We start from the raw sequence: 24799 nt of genomic DNA on the forward strand, positions 1-24799 counted from the left end.
GTCGGCGGTCGGCGACCGGTTCAGATCCCGGCGATGCGCAGCGCCGCATCGGCCGTGGCCTCGGCGAAGACCGACACCGGGCGCTCCGGGTCGGACCGGTGGACGAGGATGACACCCTCGATCAGACCGAACAGCAGATCCGTACGCAGCTCCAGCTCGCTCTTGGCGAGTGCGCCGCCTGCGGCCGTGGCGGCCAGCAACTGGCGGTAGGCGTCCTTGAGTTCGGCGCGCACGGCGTGGAAGCCGGCGAACCGCTCGGCACGCACCTCGGGCAGCAGGTAGAGCCCGCCGAGGTTGTGCGGTCCGCCGCACAACAGCTCCACGTCCGTGCGGCACAGCTCCCACAGCCGGTCCTCGGCCGGGGCCGAATCGTCGGCGAGGAGCTCGCGGGCATACGCGAGCGAGGGCGTGACGGTGGATTCCAGGAGCTCGGCGAGGAGTTCCTCCTTGCCGGAGACGTAGTGGTACATCGACGCCTGCCGCATGCCCGCCCGCTCAGCGACGGCACGGGTGGTGGTGGCGGCGTAGCCCCGGGTGGTGAACAACTCCGCGGCGGCGGCGAGCAGTTCGTCGCGCGGCGAGAGGCCGCTGTCCGGCCGCTGCGCCGCCCGCGGCCTGCCGACCCGGCGACCCGCCGGTCCACCCGCTGTTCCCATGCGTTCGATCCTCGCACACGGCCCCGGCCGGGAGATCTTCCCGCGCGGCGCGGCCGCCTGGGGGCGATCTCCGTGAGGGCTCGGTAACCGACCGGCAACACCCGGGCAATGCCCGTGACGCGCCGTGCTCCTAATTTCTGTCGCGCGACAGAAATGAACCCGCAGGCCCACTCCCGAGCCGGAGGTCCCGCGAATGGCGACAGCGACCACGTACGGAGCCCGTGACCATGCCCGTGCCCAGGAAGGGGCCCGCGCCGAGGCGATGCCCGTCGTCCCGGCCACCGACTGGCCGGACCCGCCCTGCGAGGCGGGCCATCTGGTGTGGGCCGAGACGGTGGCGGGCGGCAACTACACGCACCGGGTGCTCGCCCGCGGCACGGAGCTGCGGCTGACCGACCTGCGCGGCGACGCCTGCGCGCATCTGCTGCTGTTCGTGGCCGACCGCCCCTGGGAGCGGCTGAACGTCGCCGACACGGTGAAGGTGCAGTGGAACGCCTACCTCGGCGAGGGCCGCCTGCTGCTCTCCGACCAGGGCCGCGTCCTCGCCTCCGTCGTCGCCGACACCTCCGGCCGGCACGACGCCCTGTGCGGCACCTCCACGCTCGTACGCAACACCGGGCGGTACGGCGACGGCACCCCGCAGTCCCCCTCCCCCGCCGGCCGCGAACTGTTCAAGCTGGCCGCCGCGAAGAACGGCCTGGAGCCCCGGGATCTGCCGCCCTCGCTGTCCTTCTTCCAGGGCGTGGAGGTCCGCGAGGACGGCACCCTGGACTTCACCGGCTCGGCCGGACCCGGCGCGAGCGTGACCCTGCGCGCCGAGCAGGACGTGACCGTGCTGATCGCCAATGTGCCGCATCCAGTCGATCCCCGCGCCGAATACGTCAGCACCCCGCTGGAGGTCCTCGCCTGGCGGGCCGGGCCGACCGCGCCCGGCGACCCCCTGTGGGACGCCACGCCCGAGGGCCGCCGCGCCCTCCTCAACACCGCCGAGTTCCTTGCCGCGAGGGGGCTCGCATGAAGACCGTCGTTGCCGCCCGCGCCGCCTGGTCGCACGTCGTCCGCGCAGGCGAGACGCTCACCATCACCGACCTGCACGGCAACCAGGCAGTCGACTTCCTCGTCCACGACGCCCACGACACATCGGTCCGCTACAGCGCCCCCGACACCATCCACGCCCAGGGGAGCATCTTCCTGACCACGGGCAGTGTGCTGATGTCGAACGAGCACACCCCGCTGATGACGGTGGTCGCGGACGACGTGGGCCGCCACGACACGGTCGGCGGCGCCTGCTCCAAGGAGTCGAACACGCTCCGGTACGGCCACCACACCTGGTCGCAGCACGCCTGTGTGGACAACTTCCTCGCCGAAGGCGCCAAGCACGGACTCGGCAAACGCGACCTCGTCTCCAACATCAACTGGTACATGAACGTGCCCGTCGAAAAGGACGGCACGCTCGGCATCGTCGACGGCATCTCGGCACCCGGCCTGTCCCTGACCCTGCGCGCCGAGCGCGACGTCCTGGTCCTGGTCTCCAACTGCCCCCAGATCAACAACCCCTGCAACGGATTCGAGCCGACGTCCGTGCAGATGACGGTCACGGAGGCGGGCAGCGCATGAGCTTCGACACGCTACTGGTCGCCAACCGGGGCGAAATAGCGGTCCGGATCATCCGCACGGCACACGAACTGGGCCTCAGGACAGTGGCGGTGTACTCCGACGCCGACCGGTCCGCGCCCCACGTCCGGCTCGCCGACCAGTCCGTACGGCTCGGCCCCGCACCCGCGAAGGAGTCGTACCTCGACGCCGACCTGATCCTGAAGGCGGCCAAGGACAGCGGGGCCGGGGCGATCCACCCCGGGTACGGCTTCCTGTCGGAGGACGCGGCGTTCGCCCGGCGCTGCGAGGACGCCGGGATCGTGTTCGTCGGCCCGACGCCCGAGCAACTGGAGCTGTTCGGAGCCAAGCACACGGCGCGGGCGGCGGCGACGGCGGCGGGCGTACCACTGGCACCGGGGACGGGTCTGCTCGGGTCGCTCACCGAGGCCCTCGAAGAAGCCCAGGTCATCGGCTATCCCGTCATGCTCAAGGCAACCGGCGGCGGTGGCGGAATCGGCATGTCGGCATGTCGCTCCGCCGACGAACTGACCGATTCCTGGGAGCGCGTCCAGCGTGTCGCCGCCGCCTCCTTCTCCTCGGCCGGTGTCTTCCTGGAACGGCTCGTCGAGCACGCCCGCCACATCGAGGTCCAGGTCTTCGGCGACGGCGAGGGCGCGGTGGTGACCTTCGGCGACCGGGACTGCACGCTGCAGCGCCGCAACCAGAAGGTGCTGGAGGAGGCCCCGGCGCCAAGCCTCCCGGCCCTCATACGCGATCAACTGGCCTCCGCCGCGCATGACTTGTGCGCCTCGGTCGGCTACCGCTCCACCGGAACCGTCGAGTTCGTGTACGACGCCGCCCGCGAGGAGGCCTACTTCCTCGAGGTCAACACCCGCCTTCAGGTGGAGCACCCGGTCACCGAGGAGATCTACGGCGTCGACCTGGTCGCCTGGATGCTGCGCCTGGCGCGGGGCGAGCGGGACGTCGTCCGCGACCCGGGCACCCCGCGCGGTCACGCCGTCGAGGCCCGCCTCTACGCCGAGGACCCCGCGCGCGATCACCGGCCCGGCGCGGGCCTGTTGACGCGGGTGGAGTTCCCGAACGGGGTGCGGGTCGACGGCTGGGTCGAGACGGGCACCGAGGTGACGACGTCGTACGACCCGATGCTCGCGAAGATCATCGCGTACGGCCCCGACCGCGCGCACGCGCTGCGCCGGCTGGACGAGGCGCTGGCCCGCACCCGGATCGACGGGATCGAGACGAACCTCGGCCTGGTGCGCGCGGCGCTCGCCGACCGCCGTTTCCGCTATGCCACCCACTCGACGGCGACCCTCGCGACCGTCACCGACCCGACGCCCCGCATCGAGGTCGTCGCCGGCGGCACCCTCACCACCGTGCAGGACTGGCCGGGCCGCACCGGCTACTGGCAGGTCGGCGTGCCGCCCAGCGGCCCGATGGACGACCTGTCCTTCCGACTCGGCAACCGGGCTCTGGGCAACCCCGAGGGCGCCCCGGGGCTCGAATGCACGCTCCAGGGGCCGGCGTTGAGGTTCACGCACGCCACCACCGTGTGCGTGACGGGCGCCCCGGCCACGGTCACCGTCGACGGTAGGGCGGCGGTGCAGTGGGAGCCGGTGACGGTGCCGGCGGGAGCCGTACTGGAGGTCGGAGCGCCGGCCGAGCACGGTCTGCGGACGTACGTCCTCGTCGCGGGCGGTCTCGACGTCCCCGCGTTCCTGGGCAGCGCGAGCACCTTCACGCTCGGGCGCTTCGGCGGCCACGGCGGACGCACGCTGCGGACGGGCGACGTACTGCACGGCGGGGCGGTCACCGAGGGAACCCCGGTTCCCGTGCCGGACCGCCCGTCCTTCGGCTCCGCATGGCAGGTGGCCGCCGTCGAAGGGCCGCATGCCGCCCCGGAGTTCTTCACCGAGGACGACATCCGCGACTTCTACGCCGCCGACTGGAAGGTGCACTTCAACTCCGCGCGGACCGGCATCCGGCTCGTCGGTCCGAGGCCTCGCTGGGCGCGCACCGACGGCGGTGAGGCGGGCCTGCACCCGTCCAACATCCATGACACGCCGTACTCCGTCGGAGCCGTCGACTACACCGGCGACATGCCGGTGCTGCTCGGCCCGGACGGCCCGTCGCTGGGCGGGTTCGTGTGCCCGGCGACCGTGATCAGCACCGAGCGCTGGAAGCTGGGCCAGCTGCGCCCGGGGGACACCGTGCGCTTCCTGCCGGTGGACGTGGCCGGCGCCCCCCGCCCGGCTCTCGTGGACGGCGGCATCCTCGCCCGCGACGGCGATGTGACGTACCGGCGCAGCGGTGACGACAATCTGCTGGTCGAGTTCGGGCCGATGCAGCTGGACCTGGCCCTGCGCATGCGCGTCCACGCGCTGATGGAGACGGTGGCCGGGGCGGGCCGGGACGGCATCGCCGACCTGACCCCGGGCATCCGCTCGCTCCAGATCCGCACCGATCCGAACCGGCTGCCGCAGCATGAACTCCTCGCCGAGGTGCGGGAGATGGTCGCATCGCTACCGCCCACCGATGAGCTCGTCGTCCCCTCCCGCACCGTCCATCTCCCCCTCTCCTGGGACGACCCGGCCACCCGCGAGGCGATCGCCCGCTACATGGCGGGGGTGCGCGACGACGCGCCCTGGTGCCCGTGGAACATCGAGTTCATCCGCCGCGTCAACGGCCTGGCGTCGGTGGAGGACGTGTACCGCACGGTCTTCGACGCGGAGTACCTGGTCCTGGGGCTGGGCGACGTGTACCTGGGCGCCCCGGTGGCGACCCCGCTGGACCCCCGCCACCGTCTGGTGACCACCAAGTACAACCCGGCTCGCACCTGGACGGCGGAGAACTCGGTCGGCATCGGCGGGGCGTACCTGTGCGTCTACGGCATGGAGGGGCCGGGCGGCTACCAGTTCGTGGGCCGTACGACCCAGGTGTGGTCGGGGTGGCAGCAGCGCGGGGCCTTCGAGCCGGGGTCGCCCTGGCTGCTGCGGTTCTTCGACCGGATCAGATGGTATCCGGTGGGCGCCGAGGAACTCCTGGAGCTGCGGGCGGACCTCACGTCCGGGCGGTTCGTGCCGCGCATCGAGGAGGGCACGTTCTCGCTCGCCGAGTACCGGGCCTTCCTCGACGAGCACGCCGAGTCGATCGCGGAGTTCAGGGCCCGGCAGCAGACGGCCTTCGCGGCGGAGCGGGACGCGTGGGAGGCGGCCGGCGAGTTCGCGCGGGCGGATGCTGCCGTGGCGCCCGCCGCACCCCCGGCCGAGGTGACCGTGCCGGCCGGCGGCCGGCTCGTCGAGGCCGAGTTCGCGGCGTCCGTCTGGCAGGTGAACGTCCGGCCGGGTGACGAGGTGACGGCCGGACAGCCGCTGCTCGCCCTGGAGGCGATGAAGATGGAGTCCAGGGTGCACGCGCCGATCACCGGCGTGGTCGCCGAGATCCTGGCCGGGCCCGGGGACCAGGTGGAGGCGGGAACTGCTCTGGTGGTCCTCGCGCCCGCCCGAGGAAGCGACCCGTCAAACGAGCTTGCAGACAGGTGAGTCGAAAGTCGAGGAGCACCGCATGTCCACCACTGTCTCCCGCGTCCGCGCGGCCTACGCCCGCATCGACGCCACGGGCCGCCCCGAGATCTGGATCGGCCTGCGCCCTCAGGAGGAGGTGGAGGCGCAGGCCCGGCTGATCGACGAGCGGGTGTCCGGCGGGGAGAGACTCCTGCTCGCGGGGCGCCTGTTCGCGGCCAAGGGCAACATCGACGTCGAGGGCCTCCCGACGACGGCGGGCTGCCCTTCGTACGCCTACGATCCCCAGGCCGACGCGCCCGTCGTCGCCCGGCTGCGGGCGGCCGGTGCGATCGTGCTCGGCACCACCAACCTCGACCAGTTCGCGACGGGCCTGGTCGGCACCCGCTCCCCCTACGGTGCCGTCCGGGGCGCCCATGACCCGGCCAGGATCAGCGGCGGCTCCAGTTCCGGCTCGGCCGTCGCGGTGGCACTCGGAATCGTCGACTTCGCGCTCGGCACGGACACGGCCGGCTCGGGCCGGGTCCCGGCCGCCTTCAACGGCATCGTCGGCCTCAAGCCCACCCGGGGCCTGGTGCCGACGGCGGGCGTCGTCCCGGCCTGCGCGTCGATCGACTGCGTGACGGTGTTCGCGCGGACGCTTCGGGAGGCCGAGCAGGCACTGTCGTTCATGGCGTCCCCGCCCGCCCGCGCCCTGCCCGCGCTCCCCGGACGGGCGCCGGGGCCCTGGCGCATCGCGGTCCCGCCGACGCACCAGCTCGGCGAACTGGACGAGGGCTGGGCCGAGGCCTACGAGGCGGCCGTACGGCAGCTCGCAGCTGCGGGCGCCGACATCCGCCCCCTCGACCTCACCCCCTTCACCGAGGCCGCCGCGATGCTGTACGAGGGCGCCTTCGTCGCCGAGCGCTACACGGCCGTGGGGAGCTTTGTCGACAAGGCGATGGCCGAGGCCGACACGGCCCTCGATCCCACCGTCGCCGGCATCATCACCGGCGCCCGCGACATCCCGGCCCACCGGCTGTTCGCCGACCAGGACCGACTCGCCGCCCTGCGCGCCCGCGCCGAGGCCGAACTCGCCGACGCGGACGCCCTGTTGCTCCCCACCGCGCCGGGCCACCCGACCCTCGCCGAGGTGGCCGCGGACCCGCTCGGCGCCAACGCCCGGCTGGGCCGCTTCACCAACTCCACGAACCTGTTCGACCTGGCGGCGGTCGCCGTCCCGGCCGGTGAGGTGAACGGCCTGCCCTTCGGCGTGATGCTGCTCGGCCCCGCGTTCACGGACGACCGGCTGGCCCGGATCGCCGGCCTGCTCCAGCCGGAGGTCCGCCTCGCGGTGGTCGGGGCGCACCTCACGGGCCAGCCCCTCAACCCGCAGCTTCTCGCCCTGGGCGCCCGTTTCGACCGTACGATCGCCACGGCCCCCGTCTACCGGCTGCACGCACTGCCCACGTCCCCGCCCAAGCCGGGCCTGGTCCATGTCGGCCCCGGCGCGGGAGGAGCGGCGATCGAGGCGGAGGTGTGGCGGCTCCCGGCGGAGGGGCTCGGCCGGCTCCTCGCCGGCCTGCCCCGGCCGATGGCCCTGGGGCGCGTGGAACTGGCGGACGGCAGCCACGTCCCGGGGTTCCTGTGCGAGCCCGCGGCCCTGGCGGACGCCGAGGACATCACGTCGTACGGCGGCTGGCGGGGGTATCTCAGGGGCGACCGCGCCTGAGACCACGGAGGGCATCTGAAAACACGAAGGGCAAGGAGGTAACGCTCTCCTTGCCACTATTAACTTATAACGCATTGGGGGGCTTGCGGCAAGGCCCCCCTCGTGCCGCAGAATCTCCCGCCTAAGGCCAAGACCTGCGGAAACGGGGAGTCACGTAGTGCGTGTGTTGTTGTCGACCTATGGGTCGCGCGGAGATGTCGAACCGCTCGCGGCACTCACGGTGCCCCTGCGGGAACTCGGCGCCGAGGTGCGGGTGTGCGCGCCGCCGGACGAGGACTTCGCGCGGCGGTTGGCCGAGGTCGGTGTATCGATGGTGCCGGTCGGACCGTCGGCGCGTGAGCTGACGCAGGCAGTGCCGCCGCCGTCGATGCCTGAGCGCGCGGCCCAGGTGATCGCCGCGCAGTTCGAGGCGGTCACCGCGGCGGCCGAGGGCTGCGACCTGCTGGTGGCGACCGGCATGATGCCGGCTGCGGCCGGTGCCCGGTCGGTGGCCGAGAAGCTGGGCATCCGCTCCGTGTCCGTGACCTTTCAGCAGCTCACGCTGCCGTCGCCGCACCGCCGGCCGCTGGCGTACCGGGGCCGTCCGTTCCCGCCGGAGGTGACCGACAACCGGGTGCTGTGGGACCTGGACGCCCAGAGCATCAACGAGTTGTTCCGGGAGGCGCTCAACACGAACCGGGCGTCGAACGGCCTGCCGCCGGTGGACGACGTCCGCGACCACGTCTTCGGCGACAGCCCCTGGGTGGCGACGGACCCGGTCCTGGACCCGTTGCACGAGATGCCGGGCCTCGACGTCGTCCAGACCGGTGCGTGGGTCCTGCCCGACGTCCGTCCGCTCCCGGCCGACCTGGAGGCGTTCCTGAACGCCGGCACCGCGCCGGTGTACGTGGGCTTCGGCAGCATGCCCATGCATGCCGCGGCGGACGCCGCCCAGGTGGCCATCGACGCGGTTCGCGCGCAGGGCCGCCGCGTCCTCGTCTCCCGCGGCTGGGCCGATCTCGCCCTGATCGACGACCAGGACGACTGCTTCGCCGTGGGTGAGGCCAACCACCAGGCACTCTTCCGGCGCGTGGCCGCCGTCATGCACCACGGCGGCGCGGGTACGACGTCCACGGCCGCCCGGGTCGGCGCGCCTCAGGTCGTGGTGCCCCAGCTGGCCGACCAGCCGTACTGGGCCGGCCGTGTGGCCGACCTGGGCATCGGCACGGCACACGACGGTCCGACGCCGACCTTCGACTCCCTGTCGGCCGCGCTCGAAACGGCCCTGACCCCCGACACCCGCACCCGCGCAGCCGCCGTGGCGGCGACGATCCGCACCGACGGGGCGGACGTGGCCGCGAAGCTGCTGCTCGACATGGTCGGCTGACCCTGGCCGCCCGCGTCCGCGTGAACCACGCGTGTTCTTCCCAGGCGCCGCCTTTCGCCGCGCGATGGTCGCCATCGACCGCACATTCGGAGCAACTGCCATGACATACCTGACCACCAGCGCGTTCAACCTTCCCGACCGTCTCTCCCTCAAGGCAGACCCGAAGCTGATCGCAGCCGACGAGCAGCACTTCGCGGCCATCGCGCGGTGCCTCGAGGAGACGACCGCCGACCTGACCGACCGCCTCGACGCCGCGCGCAGGGCGCCCGGCGGCATGGGCCGGGACGCCATGGACCGGGACACCGAGATCCACCGGCTCACCGCCCGCCTGCGCACCCTGCACCGCTTCGGCCTGGACCTGTGCCTCGGTCACATGGTCGGCGCCGACGACTCCGAGCCGGTGTACGTGGGGCGGCTCGGCCTGACCGACAGCACGGGCCGGCGGCTGCTGCTCGACTGGCGCTCCCCGGCGGCCGAGCCGTTCTTCGGAGCCACCCACGCCGACCCGATGGGCCTGGCGAGCCGTCGCAGGTACCGCTGGACCCGCGGCCGGATCAGCGACTACTGGGACGAGGTGTTCACCCCGGACGGGTTCGCCGGCCACCATGCCTCGCTCGACGACCAGTCCGCCTTCATCGCCAGCCTCGGCAGCGACCGGTCGCCACGGATGCGGGACGTGCTCGGCACCATCCAGGCCGACCAGGACGCCATCATCCGCGCGGGGTCGCGCGGCGCCCTCGTCGTCGACGGCGGCCCGGGTACGGGGAAGACCGTCGTCGCCCTGCACCGCTCCGCCTACCTCCTGTACTCCGACCCCCGGCTCGGTCACCGCCGGGGCGGCGTGCTGTTCGTCGGTCCGCACCGGCCGTACCTGGACTACGTCTCCGACGTCCTTCCCAGCCTCGGCGAGGAGGGCGTGCAGACCTGCATCCTGCGTGACCTCGTCGCCGAGGGAGCCGCGGCAACCGCCGAGGCCGACCCGGAGGTGGCCCGCCTGAAGTCGTCCGCGGACCTGGTGAAGGCGCTCGAGAAGGCCGTCAGGTTCTACGAGGAGCCGCCCACGAAGGGCATGACGGTCACGACCCACTGGTCCGACATCTGGCTGAGCGCCAACGACTGGGCCGTGGCGTTCGAAGCGGCGGAGCCCGGTACTCCGCACAACGAGGCGCGCGAGCAGGTCTGGGAGGAACTGCTCACGATCCTGGTGGACAAGCACGAGGCCGACGCCTCCGGTGACGACGCAGCCGTCTCGGCCGACCTGCTCCGCAGGTCGCTGAGGCGCAACAGGGAGCTGCTCACGGCCTTCAACCGCGCCTGGCCCCTGCTCGAGGCGGCCGACCTCGTCTCCGACCTGTGGTCGGTCCCCGCCTACCTGCGGCTGTGCGCTCCCTGGCTCAGCCGCGACGAGGTGCAGAAGCTGCAGCGCGCGGACGCCCAGGCCTGGACGGTGTCCGACCTGCCGTTCCTGGACGCGGCCCGGCAGCGCCTCGGCGACCCGGAGGCGGCACGGAGCAAGCGCCGGCACGCGGCCGTCATCGCCGCCCAGCGCGAGCGCATGACCCAGGTCGTCGACAACCTGATCGAGGCCGTGGCCAACTCCGGCGCCGACGGCGACGACGGCATCGGCCTGGTGACCATGCTGCGCGGCGAGGACGCCCAGGTCAGCCTCGTCGACGAGTCCGAAGTCTCCACGGCCGACCCGGACCTGCTCGCCGGCCCGTTCGCTCACGTCGTCGTGGACGAGGCCCAGGAACTCACCGACGCGGAGTGGCAGATGCTGCTACTGCGCTGTCCGTCCCGGAGCTTCACCATCGTCGGCGACCGCGCCCAGGCCAGGCACGGGTTCACGGAGTCGTGGCAGGAACGGCTCAAGCGGATCGGTCTCGACCGGATCGACCTGGCTTCCCTGAGCCTCAACTACCGGACACCGGAAGAGATCATGGCGGAGGCCGAGCCGGTCATCCGGGCGGCGCTCCCGGACGCCAATGTGCCGACGTCCATCCGCAGCGGTGGGGTTCCCGTCGCACACGGATCCCTGTCGGACCTCGGCTCGATCCTGGACAACTGGCTCACCGAGCATGCCGAAGGCACCGCCTGCGTCATCGGCGCCCCCACGTTCGCCCCGACGGACCGCGTCCGGTCCTTGACCCCGGAGCTGTCAAAGGGCCTGGAGTTCGACCTGGTCGTGCTGGTCGACCCGGACGAGTTCGGCGACGGGATCGAGGGAGCGGTGGACCGCTATGTGGCGATGACGCGGGCGACCCAGCAACTGGTGATCCTTGAGGGCTCGTCTTGAGAACGGACGGGTGACTCGTCTTGAGAACGGACGCATGACATGCCGGGAAGCGGCGCGGGGCTGCATTGATATGCGGCTCCGCCGCGCGGGCGCGACCAGCCGCGACGACCCCGCACCCGCCCGGCGAACGCGTCACCCCACCGACGAGTAGGCAACAACCCCCCGCAGCAACCCATCCACAGCCTTGCGTGCACTCTTGGCCACAGTTGAGCCCTCCGCAGGAGACGCCGCCGCGATCTGCCCCAGCACATCGATCACCTGCTTGCACCACCGCACAAAGTCCCCCGCCGGCATCTCCGCCTCACGCAACACCTCGTCCAGCCCCTTACCGCTGGCCCACATGTACGCGGCCCAGGCGAAGCCGAGGTCGGGCTCACGCTGCCCGACGCCCTCGGACTGGGTGATCCGGAACTCCTCCTCCAGGGCGTCCAGCCGCCCCCAGATGCGGACCATCTCACCGAGGGCGGCCTTGGCCTTGCCCGACGGCAGCTTCGGGGCCATGGCGTCGTCCGCGGCCCTCGACTCGAACACCAACGCCGAGACACAGGCGGCCAGTTCGGCCGGGCTGAGGCCCTCCCACACCCGCTCGCGGACGCATTCGCTGGCCAGCAGGTCGAGTTCGCCGTACAGCCGCGCGAGCCGCTTGCCGTGTTCGGTGACCTCGTCGCCGCGCAGATAGTCCAGCTCGGTCAGCAGCGCGACGATGCGGTCGAAGGTCCGCGCGATCGTGTTCGTACGGCCTTCGATACGGCGTTCCAGCTGCGAGGTGTCCCGCAGCAGCCGGTGGTAGCGCTCGGCCCAACGGGCGTGGTCCTCGCGGTCGTTGCAACCGTGGCAGGGGTGCGCGCGCAGGGCCTTGCGCAGCCGCTCGATCTCGCGGTCGTCGGCCGCCTGGGAGCGCCGCTTGCGCTGCCGCTCGGGTGCGATGTGCCCGGCCTTGGTGCGCAGCGCGGAGGCGAGGTCCCGACGGGACTGCGGGGAACGCGGGTTGAAGGACTTCGGGATCCGCATCCGCTCCAACGCCTCGACGGGCACCGGGAAGTCCATCGAGGCGAGCCGCTTGACCTGCCGTTCTGCGGTCAGGACCAGCGGGCGCGGGCCGTCGTGGTGCTCGAAGCCGCGGTGACCGTTGGACCGCCCGGCCGGCAGCCCGGGGTCCAGCACCAGCGCGAGACCGGCGTACTTGCCCGTCGGCACATGGATGACGTCGCCCGGCTTGAGTTTCTCCAGTGCGACCGCTGCCTCCGCGCGGCGCTCCGCCGCCCCCTGCCTGGCCAACTCGTTCTCGCGGTCCTTCAGTTCGCGGCGCAGGCGCGCGTACTCATCGAAGTCCCCGAGATGGCAGGTCATGGACTCCTTGTAACCCGACAGCCCCTCCTCGTTGCGCTGCACCTGCCGGGAGATCCCGACGACCGACTTGTCGGCCTGGAACTGCGCGAACGACGTCTCCAGCAGCTCGCGCGAGCGGTGCCGGCCGAACTGCTCGACGAGGTTGACCGCCATGTTGTACGACGGCTTGAAGCTGGAGCGCAGCGGATAGGTGCGGGTGCCCGCGAGCCCCGCCAGGTGGTCGGGGCTCATACCGCGCTGCCACAGCACGACGGCGTGGCCCTCGACGTCGATGCCGCGCCGGCCCGCACGGCCGGTCAGCTGCGTGTACTCACCGGGTGTGATGTCGGCGTGCTGCTCGCCGTTCCACTTGACGAGCTTCTCCAACACCACCGACCGGGCGGGCATGTTGATGCCCAGCGCGAGGGTCTCCGTGGCGAACACGGCCTTCACCAGTCCGCGGACGAACAGTTCCTCGACGACCTCCTTGAAGGTCGGCAGCATGCCCGCGTGGTGAGCGGCTATGCCGCGCTCCAGGCCTTCCAGCCATTCGTAGTAGCCGAGGACGTGCAGATCCTCGGTCGGGATGGCGGCGGTGCGCTCCTCGACGAGGGCGCGCACCCTGTCCCTCGCCTCCTCGTCGTTCAGCCGCAGTCCGGCGTGCAGACACTGCTGGACGGCGGCCTCGCAGGCGGCGCGGCTGAAGATGAAGGTGATGGCGGGCAGCAGGCCCTCGGCGTCGAGCCGTTCGATGACCTCGGGTCGCCCCGGCGTCCACACCCGGGACCGCTGTCGGCGCTCCCGCTCACGGTCGGCCTCGCGCATGGCGCGCCCGCGTCTGCGGTCCTGGTACGAAGGTCTGCTCGCCTCCATGCGGGCCAGCCGCGTGAGGTCGGGGTTGACGGCCTTCTTGTGGCCCTCGCCCTCCTCGAACAGGTCGTACATCCGCCGCCCGGCGAGCACGTGTTGGAACAGCGGCACGGGCCGGTGCTCGGAGACGATCACCTCGGTGTCGCCGCGGACGGTGTCGAGCCAGTCGCCGAACTCCTCGGCGTTGGACACGGTCGCCGACAGCGAGACCAGCGTGACCGACTCGGGGAGGTGAATGATCACTTCCTCCCACACGGCCCCGCGGAAGCGGTCGGAGAGGTAATGCACCTCGTCCATGACCACATGGCCGAGGCCGAGAAGGGTCTGCGACCCGGCGTACAGCATGTTCCGCAGTACCTCGGTGGTCATCACGACCACCGGGGCATCGGAGTTGATGCTGTTGTCGCCGGTGAGCAGACCGACCATGCCGTCGCCGTAACGGCGACACAGGTCGGCGTACTTCTGGTTCGACAGCGCCTTGATGGGCGTGGTGTAGAAGCATTTTCTGCCCTGCAACAGGGCGAGGTGGACGGCGAACTCGCCCACGATCGTCTTGCCCGAGCCGGTGGGCGCGGCCACCAGCACGCCCTTCCCCGCTTCGAGCGCCTGGCACGCCTCGATCTGGAAGGGGTCGAGGCCGAAGTCGTACATCTCGCGGAATGAGGCGAGCGCCGTGGCCTGCTCGGCAGCACGCCTACGCGCTGCCGCGTACCGCTCGGCCGGTGAGAGGTCCTCTGTCATCGTGCTTTCGAGCGTACCGGGCGCCACTGACAACAGGACGATCATTATCCGGATCGTCCCTGGACAAACTCGCGATCCACGCAGCTCACGGCTGCGAAGCGGAAGCGGCCGGGCACGCCCTGTAGGCGCCCGGCCGCACTGTTCCTGGATTCCGCCTCGGTCAGGTCACGTCGTCGTAGCCGTTGACCCGCTCGGTGGTGGCCTGCTCGGGCAGCGCCCGGCTCGCGGACACCGTCTCGACCTCGCCGATGCTCTCGGGGGTCAGATCGAGGTCGGACGCCTCGTCGTCGGCGGGCGCCATGGCTTCGCGGCGGCTCCTGCGGCGGTCGTTGAGCAGGGAGACGAAGACCGCGCCGAAGTACAGGATCCAGATCGGTCCGGCGAGGGCCATCATCGTCAGCGGGTCGGTGCTCGGGGTCGCGATCGCCGCGAACACCGTGATGCCCATGATCATGCCGCGCCACCAGCCGAGCATGCGCTTGCCGGTGATGGCGCCGGTGAAGTTGAGCATCACCAGCAGCAGGGGCAGCTCGAAGGAGAGACCGAAGACGATCACCATGCGCGTGACGAGGTCGAGCAGGTCGTCCAGCGGCAGCAGGTTGTCGACGCCGAACGGCGTGAACTCGATCAGGACGGTGGCGGTCTTGGGCAGCACCTTGTAGGCGAAGAAGGCGCCGGCGAGGAAGAGCGGGAAGCCCGTGGCGACGAACGCGTAGGCGTACTTCCGCTCGTGCTTGTGCAGGCCGGGGGCGACGAACGCCCACAGCTGGTACAACCAGACCGGTGCGGCGAGCACGATACCGGCCATCAGGGACACCTTCAGGGCCAGCGTGAACGGCGCGAGCAGACCGTTGATCGTGATCTGCGCACACGGGTTCTGATCGCGTGACGTCTTGGCCAGTTCCTCGAACGACTTCGGGCAGCCGACCGACTCGAGGACCGGCTTGGTGAAGAAGTTGATGATGTCCTGATAGAAGAAGGCAGCGACGACCGTGATGACCACGATCGCGAGCAGCGCTTTCGCGAGCCGGTTGCGAAGCTCACGAAGGTGCTCCGCGAGGGGCATCCGCCCCTCGGGATCCTTCTCCTCTTTGCGGGCAGACTTCAGCAACCCACGTTCCCATCTCGTGCGGCGGGCCGGAGGTCACCGGCCCTGCGTCAGCGCTTGGTCGTGTCCGTGGGCTCGTTGACCGGGCGCGAGCTGGTCACGTCGCCGGGAGAGGCCTGGATCACGCGCTGAGCCGGGGGCTGCTGGTCGTCGCTGGTGTTGTTCGGCGGGTCGGCCGGGGCGGCGGACTTGTTGCCGTCGTCCTTCATCGCCTTCGCCTCGCTCTTCAGGATGCGCGCGGACTTGCCGAGCGAGCGCGCCATGTCCGGAAGCTTCTTCGCGCCGAACAGCAGGATGATGACGACGAGGATGAGAATGATCTCGGGGGCTCCGAGCCTTCCGAACATAAGTCTTTACCTTCTCACCGAGGCTACTGGGGTGGGGTGCTGTCCGATCGGTCGGACATGTGTCCGAACGATCGCGTTGACAGCGATCGTAACGCTCAGGGGTAAACGTCAGGCAATCCCCGTGCGTACTCCCTGTCCGCGGACCGGGCCTCGTTCTCCGGGCCGCGACCAGCAGCGTACCTGTCCGAGACGTCAAGTTGACAGGGCGAAGTGGCCCAAAACGCATGCGGGGAGGGACTCACACCCAATCCTTGGCAGGGCTAGAGCGTGTCCACAGCCCGAGCCGCGCTCATGCTCGCCCGCTCCAGGTCCTCCGCCGCCCTGCTGATGCGCCGCGCGGAGTCCGTCACCTGCCGGCCGAGGCGCTGCGCCTCCAGGAAGACCCGCACGGCGAGCACACCGAGAACGGCGAGACCCAGGAAACCCACAGCTACCGCGAACATCGGCCAGAACATGACGCCGAGCCTAGACCGTCCTACAGCGTGGAGTGCAGCCGCAGGGTGCTGACCCCGCCGCCGGTCAGCAGCTCGACGATCCGCTCCCCGGCCGGCTTGCGGACGGACGAACCGCACTCGGGGCAGGTGAACGAGTAGAACGTCGTACGGCTGCTCGCGCCGATGGCGAGGCGCAGGGCGCTCGCGGCGAGCTCGAAGCGGCCCCGGCAGTCCGGGCAGCCCGCCCTGAACTTCACCGGGGTCACGCTTCTCATCCCGGCGAACGCGGACGCCACCGTCATTCCCACCGCACCGGACGTCGCCGACTCGCTCAAAGCCCTTGCTCCCCTTCTTCGTGGTCGCTCGCCTTCGGGGGCGCTGTCCTACTGTCCGTCGTGAGCCCGGTGCGCCCCGTGCTCGCCCTGCACCTCGACCCCGTCGTACGCCGCCAGCGCCTCGCGGGCCGCCTGCCGGGCGCTGTCGGCCAGCGCCGCCGGTGAGACGATCCGGCCGTCGCGCCCGAGCCGCAGTGCGAGGCGCCGCAGCGACGTGGGGTCGGGGGTGCGCAGAGTGATACGCAGCCCGCCGTCGGCAAGCTCATCGGCGCTGTCGTGCGGGTAGTACTCGGCGACCCAGCGCCCGCCCGGGCCGACCTCGACCACGACCTCCGGGTCCTCCGCGGCAGGCTGCACGAGCCCCTCGGACAGGTCCCGCAGCTCGACCTCGGGCGGCGCGGACGGCTCGTCCAGGATCCTGATCTCGGCGACCCGGTCGAGACGGAAGGTGCGGCGCGCCTCGGAGCGGCGGCACCAGGCCTCGACGTAGGTGTGGCCGACGCTGACCAGGCGGATCGGGTCGATCTCGCGCTCGGTGACCTCGTCGCGGGCCGGTGAGTAGTAGCGGATCCACAGGCGGCGCCGCTCGGAGATGGCTCGGTCGACGTCGGCGAAGACGCCGCCCTCGGACTCGAAGGTCACCGACAGCCGGGAGCTGGCGCCGGCCGCCTCCCCGGCCGCTGCCTCCACCTTGGCGGTCGCCCGCAGGAGCGCCTGCCGGTCGCTCTCGCGCAGTCCGGGCAGCGTGGACACCGCGCGGGCCGCCACCAGCAGCGCGGTCGCCTCGTCGGCGGCGAGCCGCAGCGGCTCGGCGACGTCGTCGGGGTTGTGCCACCAGATGCGCTCGCCGTCGGTGTCGATGTCGAGCAGGTCACCGCCGCGGAAGCTGGTGCCGCACATGGGCAGCACGTCGAGGTCCGAGACCAGCTCGTCCTCGGAGATGCCGAAGGCACGCGCGACGTCCTCTACGCGGGCGCCGGGCCGCTCTCTGAGATAGGTCACCAGGGAGAGCATCCGCCTGGTCTGGTCGATGGCGTTGACGGGCCTGACCGGTTTGCCTGCCACTGTGTCGCTCCGCTCCCCCTCAGCCCTTGGCCACGGCACGCAGCCGGTCCACCACGTCGGCCCGCAGCTCCGCGGGCTCCAGGACCACCACGTCCGGTCCGAACTCCACCAGCCAGGCATCCAGCCCGTGGCCGTACGGAATCTCCAACTCGTCCCAGCCGTCCCCGAGTTCCCTGACCGAGGTGGCCTTCGCCCGAAGGGGGTAACCGGCGTCCGTGCGCAGCCGGATCCGCGCGGAGCGATCGGCGGTCTCCCCCGCCCAGCTCATGACCGTCTCCCGGACGGTGACGACGTCGGGGACCGGTGCGGTGAACCGCGAGCCGCGCGAGCGCACCTTGCCCGTGATGCGGGACAGCCGGAAGACCCGCTCGGCGCCCCGGTCGCGGTCCCAGCCCGCGAGATACCAGTGGCCGCGCCAGCACTCCAGCGCCCACGGCTCGACGTGCCGGGGCTCGGGGCGGGCGGCGGTGGCCTTGCGGTAGTCGAAGACGACCGGGCGCCGGTCGCGGCACGCCAACATCAGGGGCTCGAACGCGGCCTCGTGCACCGGAATACGGGGCTCCAGGGCGCCGTGCGCCTCGTACGGATCGACGTCCTCCGGCAGCCCTGCCGCGCGCAGCTTCTGCAGTGCGCCGCTGGCCGCGCCCGCGAGGCGGACCTGCTGCCACACCTTGGCGGCCAGGCCCAGGGCGGCGGCCTCCTCGGCGTCGAGGGTGATGGGAGGCAGCCGGTTGCTGTCCCGGCGGGCGAGATAGCCGACCTCGCCGTCGAGGTTCTCCACGGTCTCGATGACCAGGCCGAGCTCGCGCAGATCATCCTTGTCGCGCTCGAACATCCGGTTGAAGGAGTCGTCGGAGCCGGCTTCGAGGTAGGCCTCGATGGACTCACGCAGCTCGCGCTTGCTCAGCGGCCGCCGCGTCCCGAGCAGACACAGCGCCAAATTCATGAGCCGCTCGGCCTTGGCAATGGCCATCGACGCCCTTCGCCTTCCCTATGGTGCTTACGACCGATGACCGTACCGCCCCGCGGCGGCCCGGCAAAAGCCGAGGGCCCATGCCCGGACAGGCATGGGCCCCAGGTAGTCGGGTCCGGTCGTGCGCCGATCAGACGCGACGAGCCGGACGCCGACCGGACGCGACGATCAGACGCCGAGCAGGTCGACGACGAAGATCAGGGTCTCGCCGGGCTGGATCGCCGGGGTCGGGCTCTGATTGCCGTAGGCGAGGTGGGCCGGGATGGTCAGCTGGCGACGGCCGCCGACCTTCATGCCCTGCACGCCCTGGTCCCAGCCCTTGATGACGCGGCCGCCACCCAGCGGGAAGCGGAACGGCGTACCGCGGTTCCAGCTGGCGTCGAACTCCTCGCCCGTGCTGAAGGCGACACCCACGTAGTGCACGGTGACGGTCTGACCCGCCTGCGCGACGGGGCCGTCGCCCTCCCAGATGTCCTTGATCTCGAGGTCCGCCGGGGGCTCGCCGCCCGGGAAGTCGATCTCGGGCTTGTCGATGCTCACTTCATCACTCCTTGTTGCGTGACCTGGGTCGCGAAACGACCCCACGGACACCTCGGTCAGACGACGTCGAGGATATCCACCACGAAGACCAGTGTGTTCTTGGACAGCTCGCTGTTGGGGTTGGAGCCGTAGGCGAGGGCGGGCGGGATCACCAGCAGCACCCGGTCGCCCACGTTCTTTCCGACGAGGCCCTTGTCCCAGCCTGGCACGACGGAGCCGGTGCCGATCTGGAAGGCGGTCGCGCCGCCGTGGTCCCACGAGGAGTCGAACTTCTTGCCGTCCTCCCATTTGACCCCGGTGTACTGCGCCACGAGCCCCTGGCCGGCCTCGACCTTCTTGCCGTCGCCCTTGATCAGCACCTGCTCCTTGAGGTCCTTGGGGGCCTTGGTGTTCTTGGGGATGGTGATGGTCGCCGCCTTCTGCGACGTGGCCTTCACCTCCGGCAGGCCGGCCTCGGTGGCCGCCTGCTCGCCCTTGGCCTCGCCCTTGGCGTCGACGGTGCCGGCACCGGCCACGTCGACCACCCAGATCAGTACGTCCTTCTGGTTGATACCGGAGGACGGGTTCAGCGATTCGCCGATCAGATCACCCGCGGTGCCCTGCACAAGGACCCGGCTGCCCGGCTTCTTCCCCTTGACCGCGTCGAGGACCTTCGCGGGCAGCTGCTGGCTCGGCTTGCCGATCTGTTCGACGGACTGCCTGCGCGGCGTGCTCTCACCGGTCGACGCGGCCGCCCAGGTGCCCCCCAGTTCCTGGTCCTCGCCCCACTTCTCGACGGTCCAGTCCAGGCGGACGAAATCGGACGCCTTGGCCGCGGTTCCGCTACCCTCCGAGACCGTCTCGACCACGGTCTTCCCGGACGGGTCGCCATCCTTCGGCACGGAGATCTTGGGCTTCTCCCCGACCTTGCCGTCGACCTGGGCAACCCCTGCCGACTCGCCCCCGTCGCTGTCGCTGTCCGATCCGCACGCGGCGGTGAACAGCAGGGCGGGAACGGCCAGCAGCGCCGCGACACGGCGTTTCGTGTTGTAGTTCATCAGTCCCACTGGGCTCGGGGGTGGCGGGCAATGGCCGCCACTCTACGACGAACATGCGCTCGGCACCGGTCGTCGCCCGACACGCCGACGCCCGGTGCCCGGAGGTGGTGATACCTCCGGGCACCGGGCGTTCTGTACGGGCGCAGCCGGGGCGGCCGCGGCCCGCTCACATACCGGCGATCAGTTTCTCCACCCGGTCGTCCACCGAACGGAACGGGTCCTTGCACAACACCGTGCGCTGCGCCTGGTCGTTGAGCTTGAGGTGGACCCAGTCGACCGTGAAGTCACGGCGCTGTTCCTGGGCCCTGCGGATGAAGTCGCCGCGCAGCCGGGCCCGCGTGGTCTGAGGCGGCACGGACTTGCCCTCGAAGATCTTCAAGTCGTTGCAGATACGGGCTGCTTGACCCTTCTTCTCCAGCAGGTAGTACAGCCCACGACGGCGGTGGATGTCGTGGTAGGCGAGGTCTATCTGCGCGACCCGCGGATGCGACATGGTCATGTTGTGCTTGGCCCGGTACCGCTCGATGAGCTTGTACTTCATGACCCAGTCGATCTCGGTACCGATCCGGTCGAGGTCCTCGGCCTCGATCGCGTCCAGCGTGCGGCCCCACAGCTCCAGGACCTGCTCGACCGTCCCTGTACGGATGCCGCGGCGCTCGCAGAAGTCCACGGCCTTCTCGTAGTACTCGCGCTGCACCTCCAGCGCCGATGCCTCCCGGCCACTGGCCAGGCGCACCTTGCGCCGCCCGGTGATGTCGTGGCTGACCTCGCGGATCGCCCGGATCGGGTTCTCCAGGGTCAGGTCGCGCATCACCGTGCCCGCCTCGATCATGCGCAGCACCAGGTCGGTCGCGCCGACCTTGAGCAGCATGGTCGTCTCGGACATGTTCGAGTCGCCCACGATGACATGCAGGCGCCGGTAGCGCTCGGCGTCCGCGTGCGGCTCGTCGCGGGTGTTGATGATGGGCCGGGAGCGGGTCGTCGCCGAGGAGACGCCCTCCCAGATGTGCTCGGCCCGCTGACTGACGCAGTACACCGCGCCCCGCGGGGTCTGCAGCACCTTGCCGGCACCGCACAGAAGCTGCCTTGTGACCAGGAACGGGATCAGAATGTCCGCGAGCCGGGAGAACTCCCCATGCCGTGCGACGAGATAGTTCTCGTGGCAGCCATAGGAGTTACCCGCCGAGTCGGTGTTGTTCTTGAAGAGGTAGACGTCGCCCGCGATTCCCTCCTCGTGCAGGCGTCGTTCCGCGTCCACCAGGAGTCCTTCGAGAATGCGCTCGCCTGCTTTGTCGTGGGTGACCAGTTCGGTCACGTTGTCACATTCGGGTGTCGCGTATTCCGGATGCGATCCCACGTCGAGATAGAGGCGGGCGCCGTTTCGCAGAAAGACATTGCTGCTTCGGCCCCATGACACGACACGGCGGAAGAGGTACCGCGCCACCTCGTCAGGCGACAGGCGGCGCTGTCCCCTGAACGTGCACGTGACGCCGTACTCGTTCTCCAGCCCGAAAATGCGGCGGTCCATGACTGAACATTACGCCCGATCCCCTGAGCTGAAACGGGGTTCGACAGCACGGTTTGGATCATTTTCCGATGAAGCCGCAACGACCGCACCCCTGGCAGGAGCTGCGAGGACCCGCCCCGTGGCCAACAGGACCAGCAACGACACGGCTCCCGCGGCCCCCGGCACGGCGAACCCCCACAGCGCCCCGCCCGCCTCGACGACCGGTCCCGCCAGGCCCGTTCCGACCGACGCGCCCACGGTGAACGTCGTCACAAGCCAGGAGAACGCCTCAGTGACCGTCCCGCGCGGGGCATGCCGGTCCACGAGCACGAACGCACAGGCGATGCACGGCGCGAGGAACACCCCCGCGAGCACGGCCAGCAGCGTCATAGCGACCACACCGGGCATCAGCGTCAGCGGCAGGTAACACACCGCCAGAAGCGCCACCAGCCAGCGCAGTCGCCGCGCGGGCTCACCGCCCCACTGCCGCGCCCCGTACACCATGCCGCCGATGAGCGCGCCCAGCCCCAGGCCCGCCATCAGCCAGCCGTACACGACGTCACCGCCGTGGTCGTCCGCGTACGACACGGCCGCGACCGCGATGGACCCCATCGCCACGCCGACGAACAGGAAGGCGGCGAGGAGCGCCAGCAGCCCGGCCGAGCGCAGCGCGCCCAGCCAGTGCGCCTCACGCGGCGCCGACCGCCATGTACGCGAGGGCTGCGACACGACCACCGACAGGGCGCCCAGCACCCCGATCACGTTCAGGATCAGCAGCGCCGCCTGCGCCGACCACAGCGAGGCGCACAGGGTGAGCAGCAACGGACCGATGGTGAACATGACTTCCTGCGCCACCGCGTCCATCGCATACGCGGTGTGCACCTGTCCCTCCTTGTGGAGGACGGAGGACCACAGCGCCCGCAGACCGCCCTCCAGGGGCGGCGTGAACAGTCCGGAGGCGGCCACGGCCGCATACGCGAGCGGTAGCGAGCCGAGGCCCACGAAGGCGAACACGCCCATCGCGAGCGCCGACGCGACAGCGGCGGGCAGCTGCACCCGCGGCTGTCCGTGCAGGTCCACCAGCCGCCCCAGCAGCGGCTGTCCCACGGCATTGGCAACCCCGTACACGGCCGCCAGGCCACCGGCCATGCTGTACGAGCCGCCCTCCGCGCGCACGAACAGCACGATGGCGAGCGCGGCCACGGCGTTCGGCAGCCGGCCTATGAGCGTGCCGACGAGCAGCCGGGCGGCATGCCTCGCCCTGAGGACCTCCAGGTATGCGCCGGTCATCGGCAGCGCCGCCCCTCCGGTAAGTTTTACGTATAACGTCCTTCGTCATACGTACCATGTGCGCTGTTCACGAGTCCAGACAGCGGAGTGAGCCGCAGGGCTTCAGCGCCCGGAGGCGAACGACCAGGAACAAGAGAGCAGGCGGACGGTGGCACACGGCAGCACCCGCCCCACCAGCCGGGACGTCGCCCAGGCGGCGGGCGTCTCACAGGCCGCGGTCTCCCTCGTCCTCGGCGAGAAATGGCGCGGCCGGGTCTCCGAGGCCACCGCCGAACGCGTCCGCGAGGCCGCCCGCGAACTCGGCTACCGGCCCAACCTCGCCGCCCGCAACCTACGGCTCGGCCACACCCGCACCGTCCTCCTCGTCGTCCCCGCCCTCACCACCGAGTTCTTCGCCGGCGTCTACACCGGCGCCGCCCGCATCGCCGCCCACCACGGCTTCGGCGTCGTGCTCTACCCCTCCCCCGAAGGCATCGGCCCCGCCCGCGACCCCTTCGCCTCCGCCCAGGCCGCCCTCGACGGCGTCATCGCCTCCTCCATGGCCGCCGACGCCCTCACTGCCATCCGTGGCGACCAGCTCCCCCTGGTCATGCTGGACAGCGACCCGGACGGCAGCCTCGGGGCGGCAACGGTGAACCTCGACATCACGGACGGCGTCCGTCAGGTCGCCGATCACCTGCTGCGCCTCGGCCACCGGCGCTTCCTGCACCTAGCAGCGGACGTGCCCTCCTGGACCTTCGACGTACGGGCGAGTGAGCTCGCCGCACGCATCGGCGAGGAGCCCGGCACCTCACTGCTCACCGTCCGCGCGCCCATCTCCATCGAGGGCGCCCGCACCGCCGCCGAGACTGCCCTCTCGGCCAAGGGCCCCCGCCCCACGGCCATCGTCTGCGACGACGACAAACTCGCCGCCGGCGCCTACAAAGCCGTACGCCGCCTCGGCCTGCGCATCCCGGACGACATCTCCGTGACCGGCCTCGACGACCTCGCCCTCGCCACGGCCATCGACCCCGAGCTGACCACCGTCCGCCTGGACGCCGAGCTCTTCGGGGAACGCGGCATGCAGGCCCTCCTGGCGGTCCTGGAAGGCCGTGAGCCCGAGGAGGGCGACATTCCGGTCGAGCTGGTCGTAAGGGGCTCCACAGCGCCGCCCAGCGCCCCCTGAAGGCCCACGGGAACGCCTGTGCCCCGGCCGAGCGGGCGGCCGGGGCACAGTACGGGCGAAGAAGAGGTCGGGACTGCTCCTCGGTGGGGTCGGACGGTCGGGCTACTCCTCGGAACTGCCGGAGTCCTCCGAGTCGGAGTCCTCCCCGTTGTCGGCGCTCTCGGCCTCGGTGGCCGCACCCTCGGCCGCCAGCAGCCGGGCCAGCTGACGGCCCACGATGCGCTTGAACTTGCGCGACTGCGGACGCGTACGGTCCAGCACCGCCACCTCGAGCCGCTCCGCGGGAATCTCCCGCTGCGTGCCGTTCGACTCACGTGACAAAGCCTGGACGGCCAGCTTCAGCGCCTCGGCAAGACTCACGCCGTCCTGATGACGCTGATCGAGGTAATTACTGATCAACTCGGCATTGCCGCCGACCGCGACCGAGCCGTGCTCGTCCACGATCGAGCCGTCGTGCGGCAGCCGGTAGATCTGGTCACCCTCAGGCGTCTCACCGACCTCGGCGACGACCAGCTCCACCTCGTACGGCTTCTCCGCCGCGGAAGAGAAGATCGTGCCCAGCGTCTGGGCGTAGACGTTGGCCAGACCACGCGCGGTCACGTCATCACGGTCATAGGTGTAACCACGCAGATCGGCGTAGCGCACCCCGCCGATCCGCAGGTTCTCGTACTCGTTGTACTTGCCGGCGGCCGCGAAACCGATCCGGTCATAGATCTCGCTGAACTTGTGCAGCGCACGGGACGGGTTCTCGCCGACGAACACGATGCCGTCGGCGTACTGCAGCACGACCAGGCTGCGACCACGCGCGATGCCCTTGCGGGCGTACTCCGCCCGGTCGGCCATGGCCTGCTGGGGTGAGACATAGAACGGCGTCGACACCGGTTATCCGTCCCT

20 protein-coding genes are annotated in these 24799 nt (G+C 70.9%); 7 read left to right on the plus strand and 13 right to left on the minus strand.

All coding sequences use genetic code 11. The annotated features are described in order from the left end of the window. Window positions 1–20 precede the first annotated feature (20 nt). The gene (locus AB5J55_RS07960; RefSeq protein ID WP_369269967.1) at window positions 21–656 is read right to left on the minus strand and encodes a TetR/AcrR family transcriptional regulator; all 636 of its coding nucleotides are present in this window, start codon (window positions 654–656) and stop codon (window positions 21–23) included. Window positions 657–849: 193 nt separating this feature from the next. Between AB5J55_RS07960 and AB5J55_RS07965 the strand changes: the two genes are divergently transcribed. The 6 genes from AB5J55_RS07965 to helR all read left to right on the plus strand — a co-directional run bounded on the left by AB5J55_RS07965 (window position 850) and on the right by helR (window position 11164). Continuing rightward, window positions 850–1674: an urea amidolyase associated protein UAAP1 gene (locus AB5J55_RS07965; RefSeq protein ID WP_369269968.1), complete on the plus strand. Its 825-nt coding sequence runs from the start codon at window positions 850–852 to the stop codon at window positions 1672–1674. Next, on the plus strand, window positions 1671–2273 hold the full coding sequence (locus AB5J55_RS07970) for an urea amidolyase associated protein UAAP2 (protein ID WP_369269969.1): 603 nt from the start codon (window positions 1671–1673) through the stop codon (window positions 2271–2273). Before AB5J55_RS07965 ends, AB5J55_RS07970 begins: the two co-directional genes overlap by 4 nt. Then, window positions 2270–5812, plus strand: a complete 3543-nt coding sequence (locus AB5J55_RS07975; RefSeq protein ID WP_369269970.1) for a 5-oxoprolinase/urea amidolyase family protein — start codon at window positions 2270–2272, stop codon at window positions 5810–5812. The genes AB5J55_RS07970 and AB5J55_RS07975 overlap by 4 nt, the downstream gene beginning before the upstream one ends. Next, window positions 5799–7502: an allophanate hydrolase gene (gene atzF / locus AB5J55_RS07980; protein ID WP_369269971.1), complete on the plus strand. Its 1704-nt coding sequence runs from the start codon at window positions 5799–5801 to the stop codon at window positions 7500–7502. The genes AB5J55_RS07975 and atzF overlap by 14 nt, the downstream gene beginning before the upstream one ends. A 163-nt stretch (window positions 7503–7665) precedes the next feature. Then, on the plus strand, window positions 7666–8868 hold the full coding sequence (locus tag AB5J55_RS07985; RefSeq protein ID WP_369276128.1) for a glycosyltransferase: 1203 nt from the start codon (window positions 7666–7668) through the stop codon (window positions 8866–8868). A 100-nt stretch (window positions 8869–8968) separates the two neighbouring features. Further along, window positions 8969–11164 carry an RNA polymerase recycling motor ATPase HelR gene (helR, locus tag AB5J55_RS07990; protein WP_369269972.1) on the plus strand — a complete coding sequence of 732 codons (2196 nt, stop codon included), beginning with the start codon at window positions 8969–8971 and terminating at the stop codon, window positions 11162–11164. A gap of 132 nt (window positions 11165–11296) precedes the next feature. On the opposite strand, the gene AB5J55_RS07995 is transcribed toward helR, so the two are convergent. The 11 genes from AB5J55_RS07995 to AB5J55_RS08045 all read right to left on the minus strand — a co-directional run bounded on the left by AB5J55_RS07995 (window position 11297) and on the right by AB5J55_RS08045 (window position 22740). Beyond that, window positions 11297–14149: a DEAD/DEAH box helicase gene (locus tag AB5J55_RS07995; protein ID WP_369269973.1), complete on the minus strand. Its 2853-nt coding sequence runs from the start codon at window positions 14147–14149 to the stop codon at window positions 11297–11299. A 115-nt stretch (window positions 14150–14264) separates the two neighbouring features. Beyond that, window positions 14265–15215 (minus strand): twin-arginine translocase subunit TatC, encoded by a 951-nt coding sequence (gene tatC, locus AB5J55_RS08000; RefSeq protein ID WP_369269974.1) that lies wholly within the window; start codon window positions 15213–15215, stop codon window positions 14265–14267. Between the two features lie 47 nt (window positions 15216–15262). Then, entirely contained in the window at window positions 15263–15559 is a 297-nt protein-coding gene (gene tatA / locus AB5J55_RS08005; protein ID WP_369269975.1) for a Sec-independent protein translocase subunit TatA, read from the minus strand. A gap of 260 nt (window positions 15560–15819) precedes the next feature. Further along, window positions 15820–16014 carry a hypothetical protein gene (locus AB5J55_RS08010; protein WP_328428866.1) on the minus strand — a complete coding sequence of 65 codons (195 nt, stop codon included), beginning with the start codon at window positions 16012–16014 and terminating at the stop codon, window positions 15820–15822. 20 nt (window positions 16015–16034) lie between these two features. Beyond that, window positions 16035–16328: a hypothetical protein gene (locus AB5J55_RS08015; RefSeq protein WP_369269976.1), complete on the minus strand. Its 294-nt coding sequence runs from the start codon at window positions 16326–16328 to the stop codon at window positions 16035–16037. A 48-nt stretch (window positions 16329–16376) separates the two neighbouring features. Next, window positions 16377–17393: a helix-turn-helix transcriptional regulator gene (locus AB5J55_RS08020; protein WP_369269977.1), complete on the minus strand. Its 1017-nt coding sequence runs from the start codon at window positions 17391–17393 to the stop codon at window positions 16377–16379. A gap of 19 nt (window positions 17394–17412) precedes the next feature. Then, window positions 17413–18366, minus strand: a complete 954-nt coding sequence (locus AB5J55_RS08025; protein ID WP_328882758.1) for a WYL domain-containing protein — start codon at window positions 18364–18366, stop codon at window positions 17413–17415. A gap of 168 nt (window positions 18367–18534) precedes the next feature. Continuing rightward, window positions 18535–18906: an FKBP-type peptidyl-prolyl cis-trans isomerase gene (locus AB5J55_RS08030; protein ID WP_351019895.1), complete on the minus strand. Its 372-nt coding sequence runs from the start codon at window positions 18904–18906 to the stop codon at window positions 18535–18537. A 56-nt stretch (window positions 18907–18962) separates the two neighbouring features. Next, complete coding sequence (locus AB5J55_RS08035; RefSeq protein WP_369269978.1) at window positions 18963–19943, minus strand: FKBP-type peptidyl-prolyl cis-trans isomerase; 981 nt, start codon at window positions 19941–19943, stop codon at window positions 18963–18965. Window positions 19944–20109: 166 nt separating this feature from the next. Further along, complete coding sequence (gene pafA / locus AB5J55_RS08040) at window positions 20110–21471, minus strand: Pup--protein ligase (protein WP_028801611.1); 1362 nt, start codon at window positions 21469–21471, stop codon at window positions 20110–20112. Between the two features lie 9 nt (window positions 21472–21480). Next, on the minus strand, window positions 21481–22740 hold the full coding sequence (locus tag AB5J55_RS08045) for an MFS transporter (protein WP_369269979.1): 1260 nt from the start codon (window positions 22738–22740) through the stop codon (window positions 21481–21483). A gap of 148 nt (window positions 22741–22888) precedes the next feature. On the opposite strand from AB5J55_RS08045, the gene AB5J55_RS08050 reads away from it, so the two are divergent. After that, entirely contained in the window at window positions 22889–23905 is a 1017-nt protein-coding gene (locus AB5J55_RS08050) for a LacI family DNA-binding transcriptional regulator (protein ID WP_369269980.1), read from the plus strand. A 102-nt stretch (window positions 23906–24007) separates the two neighbouring features. Here AB5J55_RS08050 and prcA read toward each other — a convergent pair whose 3' ends face one another. Beyond that, window positions 24008–24784 (minus strand): proteasome subunit alpha, encoded by a 777-nt coding sequence (gene prcA / locus AB5J55_RS08055; RefSeq protein ID WP_369269981.1) that lies wholly within the window; start codon window positions 24782–24784, stop codon window positions 24008–24010. Between the last annotated feature and the right edge of the window lie 15 nt (window positions 24785–24799).

This window comes from Streptomyces sp. R11 (genome assembly GCF_041051905.1).
Lineage (GTDB): Bacteria > Actinomycetota > Actinomycetes > Streptomycetales > Streptomycetaceae > Streptomyces.

Excerpts from the sequence above, each read along its gene's own strand:
- AB5J55_RS07960 (WP_369269967.1), bottom strand. The coding sequence starts at position 656 with ATGGGAACAGCGGGTGGACCGGCGGGTCGCCGGGTCGGCAGGCCGCGG.
- AB5J55_RS07965 (WP_369269968.1), top strand. The coding sequence starts at position 850 with ATGGCGACAGCGACCACGTACGGAGCCCGTGACCATGCCCGTGCCCAG.
- AB5J55_RS07970 (WP_369269969.1), top strand. The coding sequence starts at position 1,671 with ATGAAGACCGTCGTTGCCGCCCGCGCCGCCTGGTCGCACGTCGTCCGC.
- AB5J55_RS07975 (WP_369269970.1), top strand. The coding sequence starts at position 2,270 with ATGAGCTTCGACACGCTACTGGTCGCCAACCGGGGCGAAATAGCGGTC.
- helR (WP_369269972.1), top strand. The coding sequence starts at position 8,969 with ATGACATACCTGACCACCAGCGCGTTCAACCTTCCCGACCGTCTCTCC.
- AB5J55_RS07995 (WP_369269973.1), bottom strand. The coding sequence starts at position 14,149 with ATGATCGTCCTGTTGTCAGTGGCGCCCGGTACGCTCGAAAGCACGATG.
- tatA (WP_369269975.1), bottom strand. The coding sequence starts at position 15,559 with ATGTTCGGAAGGCTCGGAGCCCCCGAGATCATTCTCATCCTCGTCGTC.
- AB5J55_RS08010 (WP_328428866.1), bottom strand. The coding sequence starts at position 16,014 with ATGTTCTGGCCGATGTTCGCGGTAGCTGTGGGTTTCCTGGGTCTCGCC.
- AB5J55_RS08025 (WP_328882758.1), bottom strand. The coding sequence starts at position 18,366 with ATGGCCATTGCCAAGGCCGAGCGGCTCATGAATTTGGCGCTGTGTCTG.
- AB5J55_RS08035 (WP_369269978.1), bottom strand. The coding sequence starts at position 19,943 with ATGAACTACAACACGAAACGCCGTGTCGCGGCGCTGCTGGCCGTTCCC.
- pafA (WP_028801611.1), bottom strand. The coding sequence starts at position 21,471 with ATGGACCGCCGCATTTTCGGGCTGGAGAACGAGTACGGCGTCACGTGC.
- AB5J55_RS08045 (WP_369269979.1), bottom strand. The coding sequence starts at position 22,740 with ATGACCGGCGCATACCTGGAGGTCCTCAGGGCGAGGCATGCCGCCCGG.